The organism is Bacillus salipaludis, from assembly GCF_030938565.1.
Classification (GTDB): Bacteria; Bacillota; Bacilli; order Bacillales; family Cytobacillaceae; genus Neobacillus; species Neobacillus salipaludis_A.
In genome coordinates this window covers 3,660,941-3,676,711 of record NZ_JAVGVR010000001.1, presented here as the reverse complement: position 1 = coordinate 3,676,711, position 15,771 = coordinate 3,660,941, and the positions used below count along the sequence as shown (strand labels likewise).

At 36.1% G+C, this 15,771-nt stretch carries 19 protein-coding genes and 1 pseudogene; 5 read left to right on the top strand and 15 right to left on the bottom strand.

Annotated elements, in window-relative coordinates; all coding sequences use genetic code 11:
- The first annotated feature begins 7 nt into the window (after positions 1 to 7).
- Both RCG21_RS18260 and RCG21_RS18255 read left to right on the top strand, forming a co-directional pair.
- Positions 8 to 1,735: an ABC transporter ATP-binding protein gene (locus RCG21_RS18260; RefSeq protein WP_133336924.1), complete on the top strand. Its 1,728-nt coding sequence runs from the start codon at positions 8 to 10 to the stop codon at positions 1,733 to 1,735.
- Complete coding sequence (locus tag RCG21_RS18255) at positions 1,732 to 3,624, top strand: ABC transporter ATP-binding protein (protein ID WP_133336926.1); 1,893 nt, start codon at positions 1,732 to 1,734, stop codon at positions 3,622 to 3,624. The genes RCG21_RS18260 and RCG21_RS18255 overlap by 4 nt, the downstream gene beginning before the upstream one ends.
- A 229-nt stretch (positions 3,625 to 3,853) precedes the next feature.
- Here the strand turns inward: RCG21_RS18255 and xerS are convergent, their stop codons facing one another.
- Complete coding sequence (gene xerS, locus RCG21_RS18250; protein WP_133336928.1) at positions 3,854 to 4,933, bottom strand: tyrosine recombinase XerS; 1,080 nt, start codon at positions 4,931 to 4,933, stop codon at positions 3,854 to 3,856.
- Positions 4,934 to 5,448: 515 nt separating this feature from the next.
- Here xerS and RCG21_RS18245 point away from each other — a divergent pair.
- Positions 5,449 to 6,651, top strand: coding sequence for an MFS transporter (locus RCG21_RS18245; protein ID WP_308913565.1), 1,203 nt, complete (start codon positions 5,449 to 5,451; stop codon positions 6,649 to 6,651).
- A 236-nt stretch (positions 6,652 to 6,887) separates the two neighbouring features.
- On the opposite strand, the gene RCG21_RS18240 is transcribed toward RCG21_RS18245, so the two are convergent.
- From RCG21_RS18240 to RCG21_RS18195, 10 genes are all read right to left on the bottom strand, one after another.
- A complete protein-coding gene (locus tag RCG21_RS18240) occupies positions 6,888 to 7,664 on the bottom strand; it encodes a sulfite exporter TauE/SafE family protein (RefSeq protein ID WP_308913564.1) in 777 nt (258 codons plus the stop codon).
- A 71-nt stretch (positions 7,665 to 7,735) separates the two neighbouring features.
- Positions 7,736 to 8,863: an MBL fold metallo-hydrolase gene (locus RCG21_RS18235; protein ID WP_308913563.1), complete on the bottom strand. Its 1,128-nt coding sequence runs from the start codon at positions 8,861 to 8,863 to the stop codon at positions 7,736 to 7,738.
- Positions 8,864 to 8,911: 48 nt separating this feature from the next.
- Positions 8,912 to 9,307, bottom strand: coding sequence for a DsrE/DsrF/DrsH-like family protein (locus RCG21_RS18230; RefSeq protein WP_133336936.1), 396 nt, complete (start codon positions 9,305 to 9,307; stop codon positions 8,912 to 8,914).
- A gap of 36 nt (positions 9,308 to 9,343) precedes the next feature.
- The gene (locus tag RCG21_RS18225) at positions 9,344 to 9,919 is read right to left on the bottom strand and encodes a sulfurtransferase TusA family protein (RefSeq protein ID WP_133336938.1); all 576 of its coding nucleotides are present in this window, start codon (positions 9,917 to 9,919) and stop codon (positions 9,344 to 9,346) included.
- Positions 9,920 to 9,969: 50 nt separating this feature from the next.
- Positions 9,970 to 10,266, bottom strand: coding sequence for a rhodanese-like domain-containing protein (locus tag RCG21_RS18220; RefSeq protein ID WP_308913562.1), 297 nt, complete (start codon positions 10,264 to 10,266; stop codon positions 9,970 to 9,972).
- A 24-nt stretch (positions 10,267 to 10,290) separates the two neighbouring features.
- Positions 10,291 to 10,653 (bottom strand): rhodanese-like domain-containing protein, encoded by a 363-nt coding sequence (locus RCG21_RS18215; protein WP_308913561.1) that lies wholly within the window; start codon positions 10,651 to 10,653, stop codon positions 10,291 to 10,293.
- A gap of 46 nt (positions 10,654 to 10,699) precedes the next feature.
- On the bottom strand, positions 10,700 to 11,179 hold the full coding sequence (locus tag RCG21_RS18210; protein WP_133336944.1) for a DsrE/DsrF/DrsH-like family protein: 480 nt from the start codon (positions 11,177 to 11,179) through the stop codon (positions 10,700 to 10,702).
- Positions 11,180 to 11,234: 55 nt separating this feature from the next.
- On the bottom strand, positions 11,235 to 11,462 hold the full coding sequence (locus RCG21_RS18205) for a sulfurtransferase TusA family protein (protein ID WP_133336946.1): 228 nt from the start codon (positions 11,460 to 11,462) through the stop codon (positions 11,235 to 11,237).
- 79 nt (positions 11,463 to 11,541) lie between these two features.
- Positions 11,542 to 11,805, bottom strand: a complete 264-nt coding sequence (locus tag RCG21_RS18200; RefSeq protein ID WP_133336948.1) for a metal-sensitive transcriptional regulator — start codon at positions 11,803 to 11,805, stop codon at positions 11,542 to 11,544.
- Between the two features lie 550 nt (positions 11,806 to 12,355).
- A complete protein-coding gene (locus tag RCG21_RS18195; RefSeq protein ID WP_308913560.1) occupies positions 12,356 to 12,739 on the bottom strand; it encodes a DUF302 domain-containing protein in 384 nt (127 codons plus the stop codon).
- A 274-nt stretch (positions 12,740 to 13,013) separates the two neighbouring features.
- Here RCG21_RS18195 and RCG21_RS18190 point away from each other — a divergent pair.
- A pseudogene (locus RCG21_RS18190) lies at positions 13,014 to 13,241 on the top strand (prolipoprotein diacylglyceryl transferase family protein); the annotation flags it as partial.
- A gap of 2 nt (positions 13,242 to 13,243) precedes the next feature.
- Positions 13,244 to 13,654, top strand: a complete 411-nt coding sequence (locus RCG21_RS18185; protein WP_133336955.1) for a YidH family protein — start codon at positions 13,244 to 13,246, stop codon at positions 13,652 to 13,654.
- A gap of 140 nt (positions 13,655 to 13,794) precedes the next feature.
- Here RCG21_RS18185 and RCG21_RS18180 read toward each other — a convergent pair whose 3' ends face one another.
- From RCG21_RS18180 to spxA, 4 genes are all read right to left on the bottom strand, one after another.
- Positions 13,795 to 14,121, bottom strand: coding sequence for a DUF3231 family protein (locus RCG21_RS18180; RefSeq protein WP_308913559.1), 327 nt, complete (start codon positions 14,119 to 14,121; stop codon positions 13,795 to 13,797).
- A gap of 278 nt (positions 14,122 to 14,399) precedes the next feature.
- Positions 14,400 to 14,741 carry an IDEAL domain-containing protein gene (locus RCG21_RS18175; RefSeq protein ID WP_133336957.1) on the bottom strand — a complete coding sequence of 114 codons (342 nt, stop codon included), beginning with the start codon at positions 14,739 to 14,741 and terminating at the stop codon, positions 14,400 to 14,402.
- 84 nt (positions 14,742 to 14,825) lie between these two features.
- Positions 14,826 to 15,239 carry an RrF2 family transcriptional regulator gene (locus RCG21_RS18170; protein ID WP_026572913.1) on the bottom strand — a complete coding sequence of 138 codons (414 nt, stop codon included), beginning with the start codon at positions 15,237 to 15,239 and terminating at the stop codon, positions 14,826 to 14,828.
- A gap of 111 nt (positions 15,240 to 15,350) precedes the next feature.
- Complete coding sequence (gene spxA, locus RCG21_RS18165; RefSeq protein ID WP_026572912.1) at positions 15,351 to 15,746, bottom strand: transcriptional regulator SpxA; 396 nt, start codon at positions 15,744 to 15,746, stop codon at positions 15,351 to 15,353.
- Positions 15,747 to 15,771: the final 25 nt, after the last annotated feature.

Below are 15,771 nucleotides of genomic sequence, written 5' to 3'. Positions count from 1 at the left end.
ACCAAACTTGATCAAATTAAGAAAATTTTTAAAACCATTTGGACTATCTGTGTTGGCCGTACTTATATTAGTCCTTTTGCAATCATTATCTGAGCTTTATTTGCCAACCTTGATGTCAGATATAGTGGATAAAGGTGTGGTCACCGGGGATACCCATTATATTTGGAAAATAGGCGGATTTATGCTGCTTGTAGCAGCAGGTGGAATGGTATGCTCCGTCACAGCAAGCTTTTTTTCAGCAAAGGTAGCCTCTGGATTTGGAAAGTCCCTTCGTAGGAAATTATTTGCACATGTAGGGGATTTTTCACTTCATGAGTTTGATAAAATTGGCACCGCCTCACTGATTACTAGAACTACCAATGATATTACGCAGGTTCAACAAGTTTTAGTCATGATGCTTAGAATGATGGTTATGGCCCCAATGATGTGTATTGGCGGACTAATCATGGCATTATCTAAAGATGCAAAGTTAACCTTAGTCCTAGCAGTTTCATTACCTATTTTAATCATTGCTATTGTGATCATCGCAAGAAGCGGAATTCCGCTTTTTAAGGCTATGCAGGTAAAATTAGACACGCTGAATCGAGTTCTTCGCGAAAATCTAACTGGAATTCGGGTCATTCGTTCTTTTAACAAGGTAGAGCACGAAAAGAAACGATTTGATACGGCAAACCTTGATTTAACGAATACGGCAATTAAAGTAAATAAAATCATGGCTGCTATGATGCCCATTATGATGATGGTCCTAAACCTTACATCCGTCGCAATCGTATGGTTTGGAGGGATTCGGATCAGCAATGGTCATATGGAAGTCGGGGATATGATGGCTTTTATTCAATATGCTATGCAAATCATGTTTTCATTTATCATGCTGTCGATGATGTTTGTCATGGTTCCGCGTGCATCTGTCTCTGCAGCAAGAATAAATGAAGTCCTTGAAACGATTGCAGATATAAAGGATCCAACGGAAGCTGCGACAACCGATGGTAAAAAAGGACTTGTAGAATTCGAAAATGTTTCCTTTAGTTACCCTGGAGCTGAAATGCCAGCGATTTCCGATATCTCTTTTTCAATGAGACCAGGGGAAGTGACTGCCGTAATTGGTGGAACAGGCTCGGGTAAATCAACGCTTATAAACTTGATTCCTCGTTTTTACGATGTTGACAGTGGAAGAGTCCTTATTGACGGTGTTGATGTCCGCAAAATGAAACAAGAAGAGTTAAGAGAAAAAATTGGCTTTGTTCCGCAAATGGCTGTTCTTTTTACTGGAAGTATTGCCGAAAATATTCGTTTCGGCAAAGAACATGCAACAGATGAAGAAGTACAGCACGCAGCAAAAATTGCCCAAGCGACAGAATTTATTACAAACATGCCAGATGGATACAATTCGGTGATTGCCCAGGGGGGAACAAATGTTTCGGGAGGACAAAAACAGCGTTTATCCATCGCAAGGGCACTTGTTAGAAAACCAGAAATCTATATTTTCGACGATAGCTTCTCCGCTTTGGATTTTAAAACAGACGCGAAGCTTCGTGCTGCATTAAAAGAAGAAACAGTTGAATCAACTGTATTAATTGTTGCACAACGAGTTAGTACCATAATCGATGCAGACCAAATCATTGTTTTAGATAACGGCCAAATTGCCGGAATTGGAAAGCACCGCGAACTTTTGGAAACAAATGAGGTTTATCGTGAGATTGTAATGTCGCAGCTATCTGAGGAGGAAATCGCATGAGCAAAGAGACTCATTCCCAAAGGTCAGGTGGACCCCAAAGGCCAGGTGGACCAGGCGGTGGTGGATTCGGCTTTCGCGGCGGGATGATGCCTGTCCAAAAAGCAAAAGATTTTAAAGGAACCTTAAAAAGACTAGTCAGCTACTTGAAACCACATAAATTCCAACTTTTAGCTGTGCTCATAACCGCTATCATTAGTACGATTTTTTCGATTGTCAGTCCAAAGATTATGGGAAAAGCGACTACACGGCTTTTTGAAGGATTGATGATGAAGCTTAGAGGGGTTCCTGGAGCCAAAATTGATTTTGACTATATAGGAAATATCATCTTGCTTTTAATCGGATTATATATTTTAAGTGCGATTTTCGCCTATATCCAGCAATATATCATGGCAGGTGTCGCTCAAAAGACGGTATACCATTTACGTAAAGAGGTGGAGGAAAAACTCAATCGACTTCCATTGAAATACTTTGATGCTAGGACACACGGAGAAATTCTAAGCCGTGCGGTAAATGATGTCGATAACATAAGCACGACCTTACAGCAAAGTTTAACACAACTAATCACGTCCGTTGTTACCATTATTGGTATTATCGTCATGATGCTTACGATTAGCCCATTAATGACACTTATTGTCGTCGTTACATTACCGCTTAGCTTTGCAGCTACTGCAGGTATAGCAAAAAAATCACAAAAGTTTTTTAAAGGACAGCAAAAAGCACTCGGAGAGCTTAACGGCCATGTGGAAGAAATGTATACAGGCCACAAGGTGGTAAAAGTGTTTGGACGTGAGAAAAAATCAATTGAAAAATTCGATGAAATCAATGAAACCCTTTATCAAACAGGATGGAAGGCTCAATTCGTTTCCGGTATGATTATGCCGCTGATGTCCTTTGTTAGTAATATTGGCTATGTTCTTGTTTCTGTTGCCGGCGGTATATTGGTAACGAAAAGGGCAATTGAAATTGGTGATATTCAAGCGTTTATTCAATATGCAAGACAATTTTCTCAGCCCATCACGCAAACTGCAATGATTGCCAATGTGATCCAATCAACGATTGCCAGTGCAGAACGTGTTTTTGAAATCTTAGATGAAATAGAAGAGGTTCCAGAAGCGGAAAATGCCAAAATGATTTTATCACCAAAAGGGGAAGTAATCTTTGATCATGTTTCCTTCGGATATAACGAAAATGAACCGTTAATTGAGGATATGAATATTGAGGTAAAACCAGGTCAAAGAGTTGCGATTGTCGGACCAACTGGTGCGGGTAAGACGACGTTAATTAATCTATTGATGCGATTCTACGAGATTCAAAACGGTCGGATTTTAATCGATAGTGTAGATATTCGCGACTTAAAACGGGAGCATTTAAGAAGTATGTTTGGCATGGTTTTGCAGGATACATGGCTATTTAATAGTACAATTCGTGATAATATTGGTTATGGAAAAGAGGGGGCAGGAGAGGATGAAATTATCGCGGCATCGGAAGCTGCTTTTGCCGACCATTTTATCCGAACTTTACCAGAGGGCTATGATACGATATTAAATGAAGAAGCCTCTAATATCTCACAAGGACAAAAGCAATTATTGACAATTGCTCGTGCGATATTGGCAGATCCGGCCATTCTCATTCTCGACGAAGCTACTAGTTCTGTGGATACAAGAACAGAGGTACAAATTCAAAAAGCAATGGACCGATTGATGAAAGGGAGGACCAGCTTCATTATTGCTCATCGACTTTCAACCATTCGTGATGCTGATCTGATTTTGGTTATGAATCATGGTACAGTGATTGAAAAAGGAAATCACACTGAACTACTTGAAAAAGGCGGATTTTATGCAGAACTTTATAATAGTCAGTTTGCTGGCGGAAATGCGATGGCAGGGTGATAATAAATCCAGAGCGCTTAGTTGATCTAGGCGCTTTTTTTGTTAATTTTTCGTGGATAGTTCATAGTAGAATTTGAACCGAAAAAAAAGAAATTTTTCTTCTCTGTCTCATTTTCTTAAGTATACTTAGGTATTGAGACAAAGTTTATTTTTTATATAAATTTAACTATAATTATATTATGTAAACTGATAAAAACTAAAAAATGGCTGTTACCAAATTAGTAACAGCCTAATCTTTTGGCATATCCATTTTATCAACAGCGCTTTTTAAATCCTCATTACGAATATGGGTATAAATCATGGTGGTTTGAATTGATGAATGACCCAATTGTCTGCGTAATTTCGGCACATCATTGATTTCTGAATGATATCTGGTAGCAAACGAATGTCGTAATTTATGTACAGATAATGATGGTTTCCCGAATGCTGCAGCATACTTTTCAACCAGTTTTTCAACCGACCTGGCGGTAAGTCTTCTTGATTTTCCTTTTGGACCCATTGGAGCAGAAACAAACAAGGCCTTATTAGTTTTATCCACCTGATACTTTTCAGTCCTTATGGTAAGATACTCCTGCAAATCAGCCATCGCCACCTGACTAAAAAAAACAAATTGTTCCTTATTTCCTTTACGAATCACCCGGGCACAATACTTGCTAAAGTCGATATCATCAAGGTCCAATCCAACCAGCTCAGAAAGACGGAGTCCGGAACCTAGAATTAATGAAATAATCGCTGTATCACGTTGTTGATTCATTTTATAAAAGTTGTAGATTTTCTTATTATCTTTGTTTAATTCGCCAAAACCTTGAGCAACAAACAGCCGAAACTGCTCATATTCATCACCAAGCAAAATTTTACCTTCCATTTTATTTGCCCGCGTTTCCATTGTTTCTTTAATCTCATTAAATTCAATTTTGGCCATTACATTTCGGTTGATATAGGCTTGTAAATCCTGTGTTTCCGCAATATTTTGAAGATAATTGAAAAGCGATTTTAAAGCTGATAATTTACGGTTAACCGTTAATTCTTTGTTATTTAATTGATAATGAAGGAAGTTTAAAAATCCTTCAACTTCCAAAACCGTCAATCTTTCAAGCCGTTCTAACGGGATATCTTTCATGCTGCCGGTCCAAAGCTGTTCACTGATCATCCAATTAAAGAAAATCTTATAATCATGACAGTAATTAAACAAGGATGCGGCCGATAATTTTCTAAGCTTATGATTGATATATTCATCAACATACCAAGGGAGTTCATTCAATAAAGCTTGCAATTTTTGAAAATTTTGTTGTTTTGCCGGATTTACCATAAAAACACCTCACTTCTATATTTTACCTTATATGAATTAGTTCGTCAAATTTATATTTTACGTAATAATAAGAACGACAAAACATTAACATCCTTCTTGCTCTAATCGTTTGTCCAGCGACAAGAATCTCCCTACTTGCGACGTGAATCTCCTTAAAATTAATTCTTGGATGTTTTTAAGTTCATTGGTTTACTTCCCAAGTTACTTGCGTAATAATTGCTTCACCCAAAGTCAATTAATTCTAGACGTTCGGCTAAAGCTTTTTCAATTGTTTTCTGCTGCTTTTTGTTTCTGAGATCATTCATACGAGTAAATTTTTCTTGCTTTGTTTCGCTCACTACCCTGCCAATGCGATACAATAGTTAGTTAATATATCTTATCTTCAAAATTTACCAGTTCCCATTTAATAGAAAATCCTTCTTAAAAATAGATTTAGGACATGACAATTTAATTCAGTTACGCTACTATTAATAATGCAAAAAACAATTAATCTAGTAAAAGAGAAGGTGACATCGTTGGCAACAAACCCACAATTAATAGCGAAGCCGAAAGTTCAAGATCCGCTATTTCGTCGGGCGGTATTTACTTTTAGCGGTTCGCATTTTTTAAATGATCTGGTAACCACAGGGATGGTTCCGGCTTTAGTTGTATTATACAAACATGCTTTTCATCTTAACTATACCCAGTCCACTTTGGTCGTGTTAATGTCCTATTTAACATCCTCTGTTTCGCAGCCACTTTTTGGAATGTTTGCAGATCGCAAGCCTCGGATTTGGCTTTATCCAGCAGGAGTGTTTTGCTCCATCATAGGTCTTGCTTTAACAGGACTTGCACCATCCTTGCCATGGCTTCTCCTGTTTATTTCCATTTCCGGATTAGGTTCTGGTGCCTTTCATCCAGAGGCCTCAAGAGGTACCCATCTTGCTTCAGGTTCTAAAAAAGCACTGGCCCAAGCCATTTTTCAAGTAGGCGGAAATTCAGGGCAGGCTTTTGGTCCACTATTCGTTTCACTTTATATCACACACTCAGGGATTCGTGGACTTCTATGGTTGATTCCCGTTGCATTTTTATCCCTTTTGCTGACCGGACAAATTTTGCCATGGTTAGGTCAAAAATTAGAGTCTGCCAAACTGAATCGAAAAAAGGTATTGAAAGGTACGAACAATATACTTGGGGCAAGTCTGCTCTCCTGTGTCATTATCCTAAGGTCATGGTGCCAAATAGGAGTGGTTGTCTTTTTACCTTTTTATTTGAACAATCTGACCGTTCAACAATCAGAAATTCTAAGCTTTGTCTTTGTCGGTGCAGGTGCACTCGGAACCTTCTTTGGCGGGCTTTGGGCAGATAAAATCGATATGAAACGTTTACTTGTTATATCGATGCTGATTGCGACACCTTTTGCCCTGATTTTTCCTTATGTACATGGTGTGTTAGCGGTGATCGACCTGCTCTGTTTTGGGTTTAGTGTTCTTTCCTCCTTCTCTGTCAGCGTCGTTTATATGCAGCAAATGTTGCCTGAGAATATTGGGATGGCCTCAGGGCTTTCAATCGGTTTCGGTGTTGGTGCCGGAGGAATTGGCTCTGTCTTCATGGGAGGGATCTCGGATATTTTTGGAGTTGCGACCGTGTTTACCATTCTTTCCCTTCTTCCGCTCGCCGGTTCTATTATTGCTGCTTTTTTACCGAACGATCGGATCAAATTGAAGCAGCAGGCTTAAGTACTGGTGGCCGATTTCAATACATTTTAGAGATAGAGCAGCCTGGCTAAAACAGTCAGGCTGTTTATTGCTTCTTGGAATTCCTATCTATATAAATTTAAAAAATAAACATAAACTGGAGACCATCCTGTTCATCTTGCATTCTTTAAGCGCTTATTCTCCATATTTTTATGCTCCTAACCTATATTTATATAGTTGTTAATCGAAACAACAAAAAATCGTTAGCTAAATAGAGCTTATAGTATTTCCAACCATGATTTGACTGCTGTTGCAAAAATTAAAATCCCCATAATGATTTGTAAAACTTTCGTATTTACTTTTTTCCCAGCATTAGCTCCTATCGGTGAAGCGATTAAACTTGCCACTACCATAATAATCGAAGGAAGGATTGCCACTTGTCCGGTTGAAATTTTTCCAGTAACCGCTCCAATTGATGAAATAAGTGTAATAGCTAAGGATGAAGCAATGGTCATTCTTGTCGGTATCTTTAACACCGTAAGCATAATGGGCACCAAAAGGAATGCACCTCCTGCACCAACGATACCAGCTCCAATCCCAACAATAAAAGCAAATAGTGCAGCAAGCCATTTGTTAAATTTAACTTGATCTAAAGGAATATCATCAATACCCCTTTTCGGAACAAACATCATGATAACTGCAATCAATGCTAAAATTCCATATACTATGTTGATCCCGCTTTCCGGCATATGTGTAGAGCTGAATCCTCCTATAAAGCTGCCAATCAAAATACTTATTCCCATGTAAGCAATTAGTGTTTTATTTAAAAACCCACCTTTACGGTAGGCCATAACACCGCCCATTGTCGCAAAGAAAACTTGGATAGCAGTAATCCCTGAAACTTCATGAGCCGTAAAATGACCTACCCCCAGTAAAACTGGAATGTACAATAACATTGGAAAATTGATGATCGCACCACCAATACCTAACATTCCTGAAATAAATGATCCAACAAATCCAATTAGGAAGATCGTTATGATAAAGCTAATATCCATGGTGTCCTCCTTTTTTAAAAAAGGGAACCTTTACTGGTTCCCTATAATTTATAACTTTTTCAGTCCAAAATTTATCGCACTGCACAGCGGTTTGGTCCAATTTCCATTTCTCGTTGTTGATCAATGTCTGGATTGATTTTCCCCATATTCGTTTGACGAATTTCTTGATACGCATTTGGCTGTGGTGGTAAGTTTTCTGTTACCAATTTTCTGAATGCATTTTCGTCGTCGATATTTAGACCATGATTTTCCGCAAATAGTGTTCCTAGTTTTTCTGCCACACTGCCATCATCATTTAACTCATCAATAATCATAAAGTGTGCTGGAAGAACGATAAGCTCTTCAGACAATTCTCTGTAACGTTTATAAAGAGTTTCTCTTAAATCTCCAACCCAGTCTTCCGCCATACCTGCAAGGTCCGGTCTTCCGATCGAATCAATGAATAAAATATCGCCTGATAGCAAGAACTTTTCATCTACTACAAATGAAGTGGAACCAATCGTGTGACCTGGAGAATACAATGCGTGAATATTAATAAGAGTGTTTCCGATTTTTACGTCATTTCCGTCTTCTAATGGTTGGTATTCAAAGGTTACTTCTGTTGCATCTTTAGGCGGCAGCCAATAAGTGGCACCCGTTTTTTCAGCGATTAGACGTCCCCCTGAAATATGGTCCGCATGAAGGTGCGTATCAAAAATGTGTGTAATTTTTGCACCAATGCTTGCGGCAAAATCCAGATAGATTTCGGTCATACGTGTCGCATCAATCAGCGCTGCCTCACCATTTGAAACCACCATGTAAGATAAGCATCCTTTACCGATTCGAACAAATTGATAAATTTCACCGCCATCATTTAGGTCTCCCACTTTAACCGGTTCTAAATGCTCACTCCACGCTTTCATTCCATCTTTAAGGTAAGAGACGGTTAAACCTGCTTCAGAAAGCATTTCAGCTACCATAACGGAAGAACCTTCTTTTGCACAAACCACAAGAACCTGTTTATCAGTAGGGATTTTTTCAATGATTTCTTCTACACCATCAAGCAATTCAAAATAGGGAACATTTAAATACTCAAAGTTTTCTCCTTCGATTTTCCAATCGTTAAAATCACTTTCATTTCGAACATCTAGAATAAATAACTCTTCTTTATTAAATACTTTTTTCGTTACTTCTTTTGAAGTCATTACGTTAACAGCCATCCTATAGTTACCCCCTATGGTATTTATAAAGTTTAAAAAATATGCTAATTAAAAAGTTAATGTAACATCCGCATCTTTGGCGAACTCTAAAAAGGTTACAGCGCCGCCTACTTCAATTCCATCAACAAAGTCTTCTTTTTCTAATCCCATTACATCCATTGTCATTTGACATCCGATAAATTTAACTCCCATTTCTTTCGCCATTTCAGCTAATTCCGGAATGGAAGGCACATTTGCTTTTGCAAAACCATCCGCAAAATGCTCCTTCCCTTCTGGCATTGGAAGTTGTTGCTGAGCTTCTTTATGAATTAAATTTAATCCTTCAAATGTGAAGAATATAGCTACCTCTTGATCAGTTGCTGCTGCAGCAGTTGCGATATTAAATACTTTATAAGCATCGAATAGTCCACCATTACTTGCAATAATTGCTACTTTTTTAGTCATTATTTATTCCTCCTAATTTTATAGTGACAAACATTCTTATTTATTGATACCTGTTGTTGTACCAGTCCACCCGCTCATTCCTGGTACAACATTAATTACGTTAGTAAAACCAATATCCGATAATTTTTGTGCAGCTAGATCGCTGCGGTTTCCTGTGCGACAAACTACAAAAATTTCTTCGTGTTTATTTAATTCATTTATTCTTTCTTCCAATTCAGCTAGTGGAATAGAGATCGCACTTGGAATATGGCTAAAGGCATATTCTGCAGCTTCTCTAACATCGATCATGACGATGTTTTCATTTGCTACAAGTTTTTTCTCAAGTTCTTCATTATTGATCACATTCGGGTGCTTCTTTTCATTAACTTCGTCGTTAGAAGATTTGCGAAGATAATGTTTCAATACTTCGCCTTCTTCAATCGTTCCCAAATATTGATGACCTGTACTTTCAGCCCACGCTTTCATGTCCGCTTTGGATCCTTTATCTGTTGCTAGAACTTCTAACACTTGTCCAGCCCCCAGGTTATTCATTGCTTTTTTTGTTCTAACAATAGGCATCGGACATGCTAATCCTTTGGCATCTAAAATTACGTTTGATTTCAAGTTTTCCATTTGAATATCCTCCTCAATACCTATAAGGGTATTATTTTTCTTAAAAAAATTTATTCAATTTTACCTTCCCAAGCAAGCATTCCACCAGCCATGTTAATCACATTAAATCCATAACTTTCAAGAAATTGTGTGGCACGACCACTTCTGCCTCCTGAACGGCATACCATGATATACTCTTCTGATTTATCTAATTCATGCATGCGAAACTCAACTAATCCTAATGGAATGTTTACAGCACCTGGGATTTTGCCAGCTGCAACTTCGTCCACTTCACGTACATCGATGATATTTAATTTCTTTCCACCGCTTAATAATGTTTCAACTTCACTTGCTGTCATTTGTTTCATTTTAAAGTCCTCCTTCTGTCTTGTTTAAGACCACGTGCTCATGCCGCCCTTGACATTTGTTACTTTTGAGAATCCTAATTTTTTAAGAATTTTACTAGCCTGCCCACTTCTCATACCACTTTGACAAATAACAATAACTTCCTGATTCTTTGAAAGTTCTTTTTCTGCTTTCCCTGCAAGTAGGTTAAGAGGGATATTTTTAAAACCTCTAATATGGTTTCCTTTAAACTCTCCGGGTGTGCGGACATCAACAAATTGTTTATTCTTTTCTTTCAATTCTGCCTTCAATTCTATTGTCGAAATGTTGTTAACACCTTTAGTTGGCAAAAAGCGTTTAATCATAAAGAATAGAATTGCCGCAATAACAAGATAATTTACATATTCCATTTTCGATCCTCCTTGTATGTAGGGGAAATCCCCCTATCAATTAGTTTTATATAAACAGATTTACATTACCTTCCTCTGCATCTGCTAAATACGCAGCAACACCTGCATATTCGATTGATTCTAATAACTCTTCCTGTTTAAGACCTAACAAATCCATTGTCATGGTACATGCTACTAATTTTACATCCTGTTCCTGCGCCATTTCGATTAATTGTGGCAGTGACAATGCGTTATGTTTTTTCATAACATCCTTAATCATTTTAGGACCGAATCCGGCAAAGTTCATTTTTGAAAGACCCATTTTATCCGCGCCTCTTGGCATCATTTTTCCAAACATTTTCTCCATAAATCCTTTTTTCACGGGAACATATTCATTTTTACGAAGGGCATTTAATCCCCAAAATGTATGAAAAATGGTTACTTCATGGTCATAAGCAGCTGCACCATTCGCAATAATATAGGCTGCCATAGCCTTATCGTAATCTCCGCTAAATAAAACAATCGTTGTTTTCTTATTTTCTGTCATGTAGTAACCTCCTGATGTTTTATACCTATTAGGGTATTATGCTTGTAAAAAAAAATTATCCTTTTTTAATCCAAAACTTTAAAATTCCATTTTCTTCTTCAAATTTTAATAACTCATGACCTCCTGATTTTGCCCAGGCAGACAAATCATTTTTTGCTCCTTTATCTGTTGTATGAATTTCTAAAACTTCACCAGATCCAATTTCATTTATTGCCTTTTTTGTTTTTACAATTGGCATTGGACATGCTAAACCTTTTGCATCTAATACTTTCACAATATTCATTGTTTGTATCCTCCTTTTTATTACCATTACCCCTACGGGTATAATATTATTAAAAATAAAAGAGGGTGTCAACCCTTTTTTATCGACTTTTTACAAGCAAATTAACAGCTTCTTTTACTAATTCTTCCATACTTTTTTCTCCAGTATCATTAGCTTTTTGAACACACTCCACTAAGTTAGAACTTACTACCACACCAATAGTGCGATCAATAGCCGTTCTTGCAGCAGATAACTGGGTGATGACTTCTTTGCAATCCTTATTTTCTTCCATCATCCTTAGAATTCCTCTTAGCTGCCCTTCAATACGTTTCACTCTATTTTTGACTTGTTCATTGTAATCCATGTTTTTTACCTCCTTCAACTATTAATTTCTATTTTTAATTTATTTTCCTTCAGCAATAGTGTGTTTGGCTTAATAATCGAATATCCAAGTACTTTAAATCCCTTTTTCCTTAAAAAACGTATTCCAATATTTTTTTCAAGTAAACTTGATACAACTAAATGTAAATCACTATCTGGAATTTCAATGTGATTTCTTTTCAGATAGGCAATCGGTAAATTTATTACACCTTCGATTGGTTCCGTAAAAGATTCGTTGTAATCTCTTACATCTATAATCTTATTTTATCCAATTCAAGATCCTTAAAATGAATATTATGAACACCAAACACGGGAAAATATCTTTTAAATGAAAAATATAGTATAACAATTGTACATCCAACTAGAAATGTCACCTAAAGCCTCCTTTAACAGTGAAAGGAACAGCATTGACAAGTTATATATTATACCCATAAGGGTATATTGTCAACTGTATTTTTACGTTTTCTTTCCGTTTATTAAAATAGATAAAAATGAGCATATTGGTTGTATGCTCATTTCTTTGCATGCTTTAATTAAATACTGCTATTTATACAACTAATTAGCCGATCTTCAATGTCCTGTGCTAATTGCTTCATCTTTTCATCATTCAGAAGACTAATAAGTGCTGTTGGTTTTGGCATCCCCATTTTCGTTTTTCCATGATCTTCAAAAACAACTATTTTACAAGGCAGGAAGTATCCCGCCATTTCGTTTTCATTTAATACTCTTTGAGCTTCTTGTGGGTTACATACTTCCAACACTTTAAACTCTTTATCAAAGTCTAAACCCTTATCCTGAAGCTTTTCTTTAATATCAAGCTTCCATAAAACACCAAAGTTCTCTTGCTTTAGGTTTTCCTCCAGGCTTTGAATTGCTTCTTCCACATTTTTATCTGTAGCAACTGTATAATCAAACATCAACATTTTCCTTCCTGATTTTTATTTTATGTAAATTTTAATCCCCCTTCATTCAAAATTAGTATCTTTTCTATCTCATTAATCCATTCCAAATACCTTCTACCACTTTTTTGTCAAGTATTAACTTTTCTTCATATTCTGTTAAAGCTCTTTATGGATGTTATAATAAATTTTGACTGGAAGTTTTAAAAAATTTAAGGAGGATTTTTTTATTGTGCAAACTAAATTTATCCCTTAAATCTCATTGCTTTTCATTTAAGACCAATAAGCGTACATTCTCTTAATTTCATTAAGAAAGGTTAATTTTCGCCGTGCGAGATGTTCTTTACTTTATCCTATCTGGTATTCAATTGGCATGTTCTTTATCGAGGGAATGAGAACTTACAGCTTAATGTTAACAAGTCATTTAAGACTTTCACAGGTGATTTCCATTGTATTATTAATGACTGTTCGCAGAATGAAAGGATTTTCAAAAGATCGATATCTAAATACTGAGGTATAAATATGAATGAAGCACGTAAAAGTTCGATCAATTCAGAAAATATAGAAAAGCAATCTATTGATTCAAAATATATTCAGCAGCATTTGGCAAATGAAAGAACCTATCTTGCATGGATTAGAACAAGTATTACCATCATGGGAGTAGGTTTCTTAATCACTAATCTGCATTTTTCAACGCTTACGATCAAAATAAATATGGCAGATACCTTAGCTAGAGTGATTGGTTTAGCTTCTATTGTCGTTGGAATCATTGCATTAATCATTACAACCATTTCTTATTTTAAAAAAGGAAAGGAAATTAATAATCAAACATTTAGATTTTCAAAATTAATGGTTATTTACCTATCCTTTTCTTTAATCCTTGTTTTTCTTGTATTTGGTCTTTATTATCTGTTTGTCTGGCGACTAATTTAAGCTCCTAACAATAAGCTAAAATAATTTAAAAATAACGTACCAATAGAAAAGTAACGGGTTTACTGTTGAGGTGCAAAACTTAAAATCTCAATAAAAATCGCAGGCAAATCACTAAAATTTTTGAAACAATTCTTTGGATGTCACTTGACATTCAAAAAATAATTTTGAATATCGTTTCGCTCTGAGTTTGTAAACGCCAAGCTATATGCGTTTAACCCATGAATGGTCATAATTTTGGAGTAAAAAAGTAAAAATGAGTCAGTAAACAAACGCGGAGCATCCAGATTCACATCATTCTCTGTAAAACCGATAGGGACTTGGAAATTTGCACTCTTCAGGAATTCGCTAATTTTTGTGATATGGCTCTCAGATAACTGTAATGAGTATTCTATAATGCGTTTGATCTCACGGTCTTCAACGATTTTAAGAAAATATTTATATACACATATAGCCATGCTATCACCCATATATTGAAGCCAAAGAGCGGAAACTTCTGCAGAGGTTAAGGTGTTTCTTTTTCCTTACCAAAAATCCTCAAAAGAAATACCTCCAATATGGTTATGTTTTATTTGATCCTTTATTTTGTCATTATTTTATGATAACTGTGATAAAGGTATACGGTAAACGTTTTGCTAGACCATAATAGAGGTTAAATATGAATAGCATTTTCCCCGATGGAAAATGCTATTTTACAATGAATTATTAGAACTATTCCGTTTGGTTTAATGAATCAAATATACCGATTTTAATATACTTCATTTACTAGCTGCTTTATTGAGGTTAATTTAGAAGAAAGCTCCAAAAACCATTCCTCATCCCCTGTAGATAAAGCAAGGTCAATAAGAAATCGGATTTGTTCCTTGTTAATCGCTTTAGAAATCGGCAGTTTATTAACCCGCTTCCTTAAAATAGGAATAGTTTTTCCAATCATTTCATTGTTATCACTTGTGACTACTGTTACCTTAACTACTTCTTCCATAATTTCTAGCGACAGTGATTCAATATAACCAATGAATAATTCCCCATCCCGAGCTTTTCCTTTAATCCAATCACCTGTTTTTAAAATTGCCTTATTATTGGATAACATCTATCTCACCTTCTTCAATTATTTTGACAAACTGTAATATTTTTTATTACATTTAAATGAAAAATAAGTCTGCAAGGATGCCACTTATTTTTCTTTATTAATAAGATCTACTATTTCTTTAATGGTGTAGTCCTTAAGATATTCACCCAGATGTACTTCTGCTCCCCAAAAAATACTACATAGGACATTTTGCATATTGGCGCCAACAATACATTTTGCATTTGATTCAGGACATTTAGGCTGCAGGGCGCCTTCAGATGTAATCTTATATATATCCCAAAGATTAATATCACTTAAATCGAGAGCAAAAAGAAAGCCGCCGCCCGTTCCCTCTTTCGATTTTATAAATCCATGTTTTTTTAATAAACTTAGCACTTTACGGATTCGTACCGGGTGAACTCCGGCACTTTCAGAAATAGCATCACTGGTTGACATCCGATCCGGCTGCAGCGCAAGAAAAGTTAAACTATGGATGGCGAGTGTAAAATCACTGTTCATGGTCTGCCTCCTAAGAAACAATCACAACTATTTTTCATTCATTTTCGTACTGTAATACTAATCGTTACAGATTGAATTGTCAAATATTTAATTTTTACTTAATGTTTTAAATCAATTAGCCATTTTTTGCATTTCGTTGTTCAAAAATGTGCGAAGTTTACGAGGCAGAAAACTTCGAATTTCTTCGTCATTATATCCAACCTGTAATCTTTTTTCGTCCATGATAATAGGCCGGCGTAACATTTTAGGGTTCTCAATGATTAATTGATAAAATTCATTAAGCGGGAGAGTTTCAATATTTATATTCAATTCCTGGAAGGTTTTTGAATTTGTTGAAACAATTTCGCTCGTACCCTCTTCTGTCAGACGAAGAATCGATTTAATTTCATCAACTGTAAGTGGCTTAGATAATAAGTTTCTTTCTTCAAAATCAATATGATGTTCCTCAAGCCAAGCTTTTGCTTTTCGGCAAGAAGCACAGCTCGTTGTTGTATACAAAGTCACCATCATTTTTCACGCTCCATTAATTTAT

What these genes read in the sequence shown, in the direction of transcription:
- RCG21_RS18255 (WP_133336926.1), top strand. Translation starts at nt 1,732, where the DNA reads ATGAGCAAAGAGACTCATTCCCAAAGGTCAGGTGGACCCCAAAGGCCA.
- xerS (WP_133336928.1), bottom strand. Translation starts at nt 4,933, where the DNA reads ATGGTAAATCCGGCAAAACAACAAAATTTTCAAAAATTGCAAGCTTTA.
- RCG21_RS18240 (WP_308913564.1), bottom strand. Translation starts at nt 7,664, where the DNA reads ATGGATATTAGCTTTATCATAACGATCTTCCTAATTGGATTTGTTGGA.
- RCG21_RS18235 (WP_308913563.1), bottom strand. Translation starts at nt 8,863, where the DNA reads ATGGCTGTTAACGTAATGACTTCAAAAGAAGTAACGAAAAAAGTATTT.
- RCG21_RS18230 (WP_133336936.1), bottom strand. Translation starts at nt 9,307, where the DNA reads ATGACTAAAAAAGTAGCAATTATTGCAAGTAATGGTGGACTATTCGAT.
- RCG21_RS18225 (WP_133336938.1), bottom strand. Translation starts at nt 9,919, where the DNA reads ATGGAAAACTTGAAATCAAACGTAATTTTAGATGCCAAAGGATTAGCA.
- RCG21_RS18220 (WP_308913562.1), bottom strand. Translation starts at nt 10,266, where the DNA reads ATGAAACAAATGACAGCAAGTGAAGTTGAAACATTATTAAGCGGTGGA.
- RCG21_RS18215 (WP_308913561.1), bottom strand. Translation starts at nt 10,653, where the DNA reads ATGGAATATGTAAATTATCTTGTTATTGCGGCAATTCTATTCTTTATG.
- RCG21_RS18210 (WP_133336944.1), bottom strand. Translation starts at nt 11,179, where the DNA reads ATGACAGAAAATAAGAAAACAACGATTGTTTTATTTAGCGGAGATTAC.
- RCG21_RS18205 (WP_133336946.1), bottom strand. Translation starts at nt 11,462, where the DNA reads ATGAATATTGTGAAAGTATTAGATGCAAAAGGTTTAGCATGTCCAATG.
- RCG21_RS18200 (WP_133336948.1), bottom strand. Translation starts at nt 11,805, where the DNA reads ATGGATTACAATGAACAAGTCAAAAATAGAGTGAAACGTATTGAAGGG.
- RCG21_RS18195 (WP_308913560.1), bottom strand. Translation starts at nt 12,739, where the DNA reads ATGTTTGATTATACAGTTGCTACAGATAAAAATGTGGAAGAAGCAATT.
- RCG21_RS18185 (WP_133336955.1), top strand. Translation starts at nt 13,244, where the DNA reads ATGAATGAAGCACGTAAAAGTTCGATCAATTCAGAAAATATAGAAAAG.
- RCG21_RS18180 (WP_308913559.1), bottom strand. Translation starts at nt 14,121, where the DNA reads ATGGGTGATAGCATGGCTATATGTGTATATAAATATTTTCTTAAAATC.
- RCG21_RS18175 (WP_133336957.1), bottom strand. Translation starts at nt 14,741, where the DNA reads ATGTTATCCAATAATAAGGCAATTTTAAAAACAGGTGATTGGATTAAA.
- RCG21_RS18170 (WP_026572913.1), bottom strand. Translation starts at nt 15,239, where the DNA reads ATGAACAGTGATTTTACACTCGCCATCCATAGTTTAACTTTTCTTGCG.
- spxA (WP_026572912.1), bottom strand. Translation starts at nt 15,746, where the DNA reads ATGGTGACTTTGTATACAACAACGAGCTGTGCTTCTTGCCGAAAAGCA.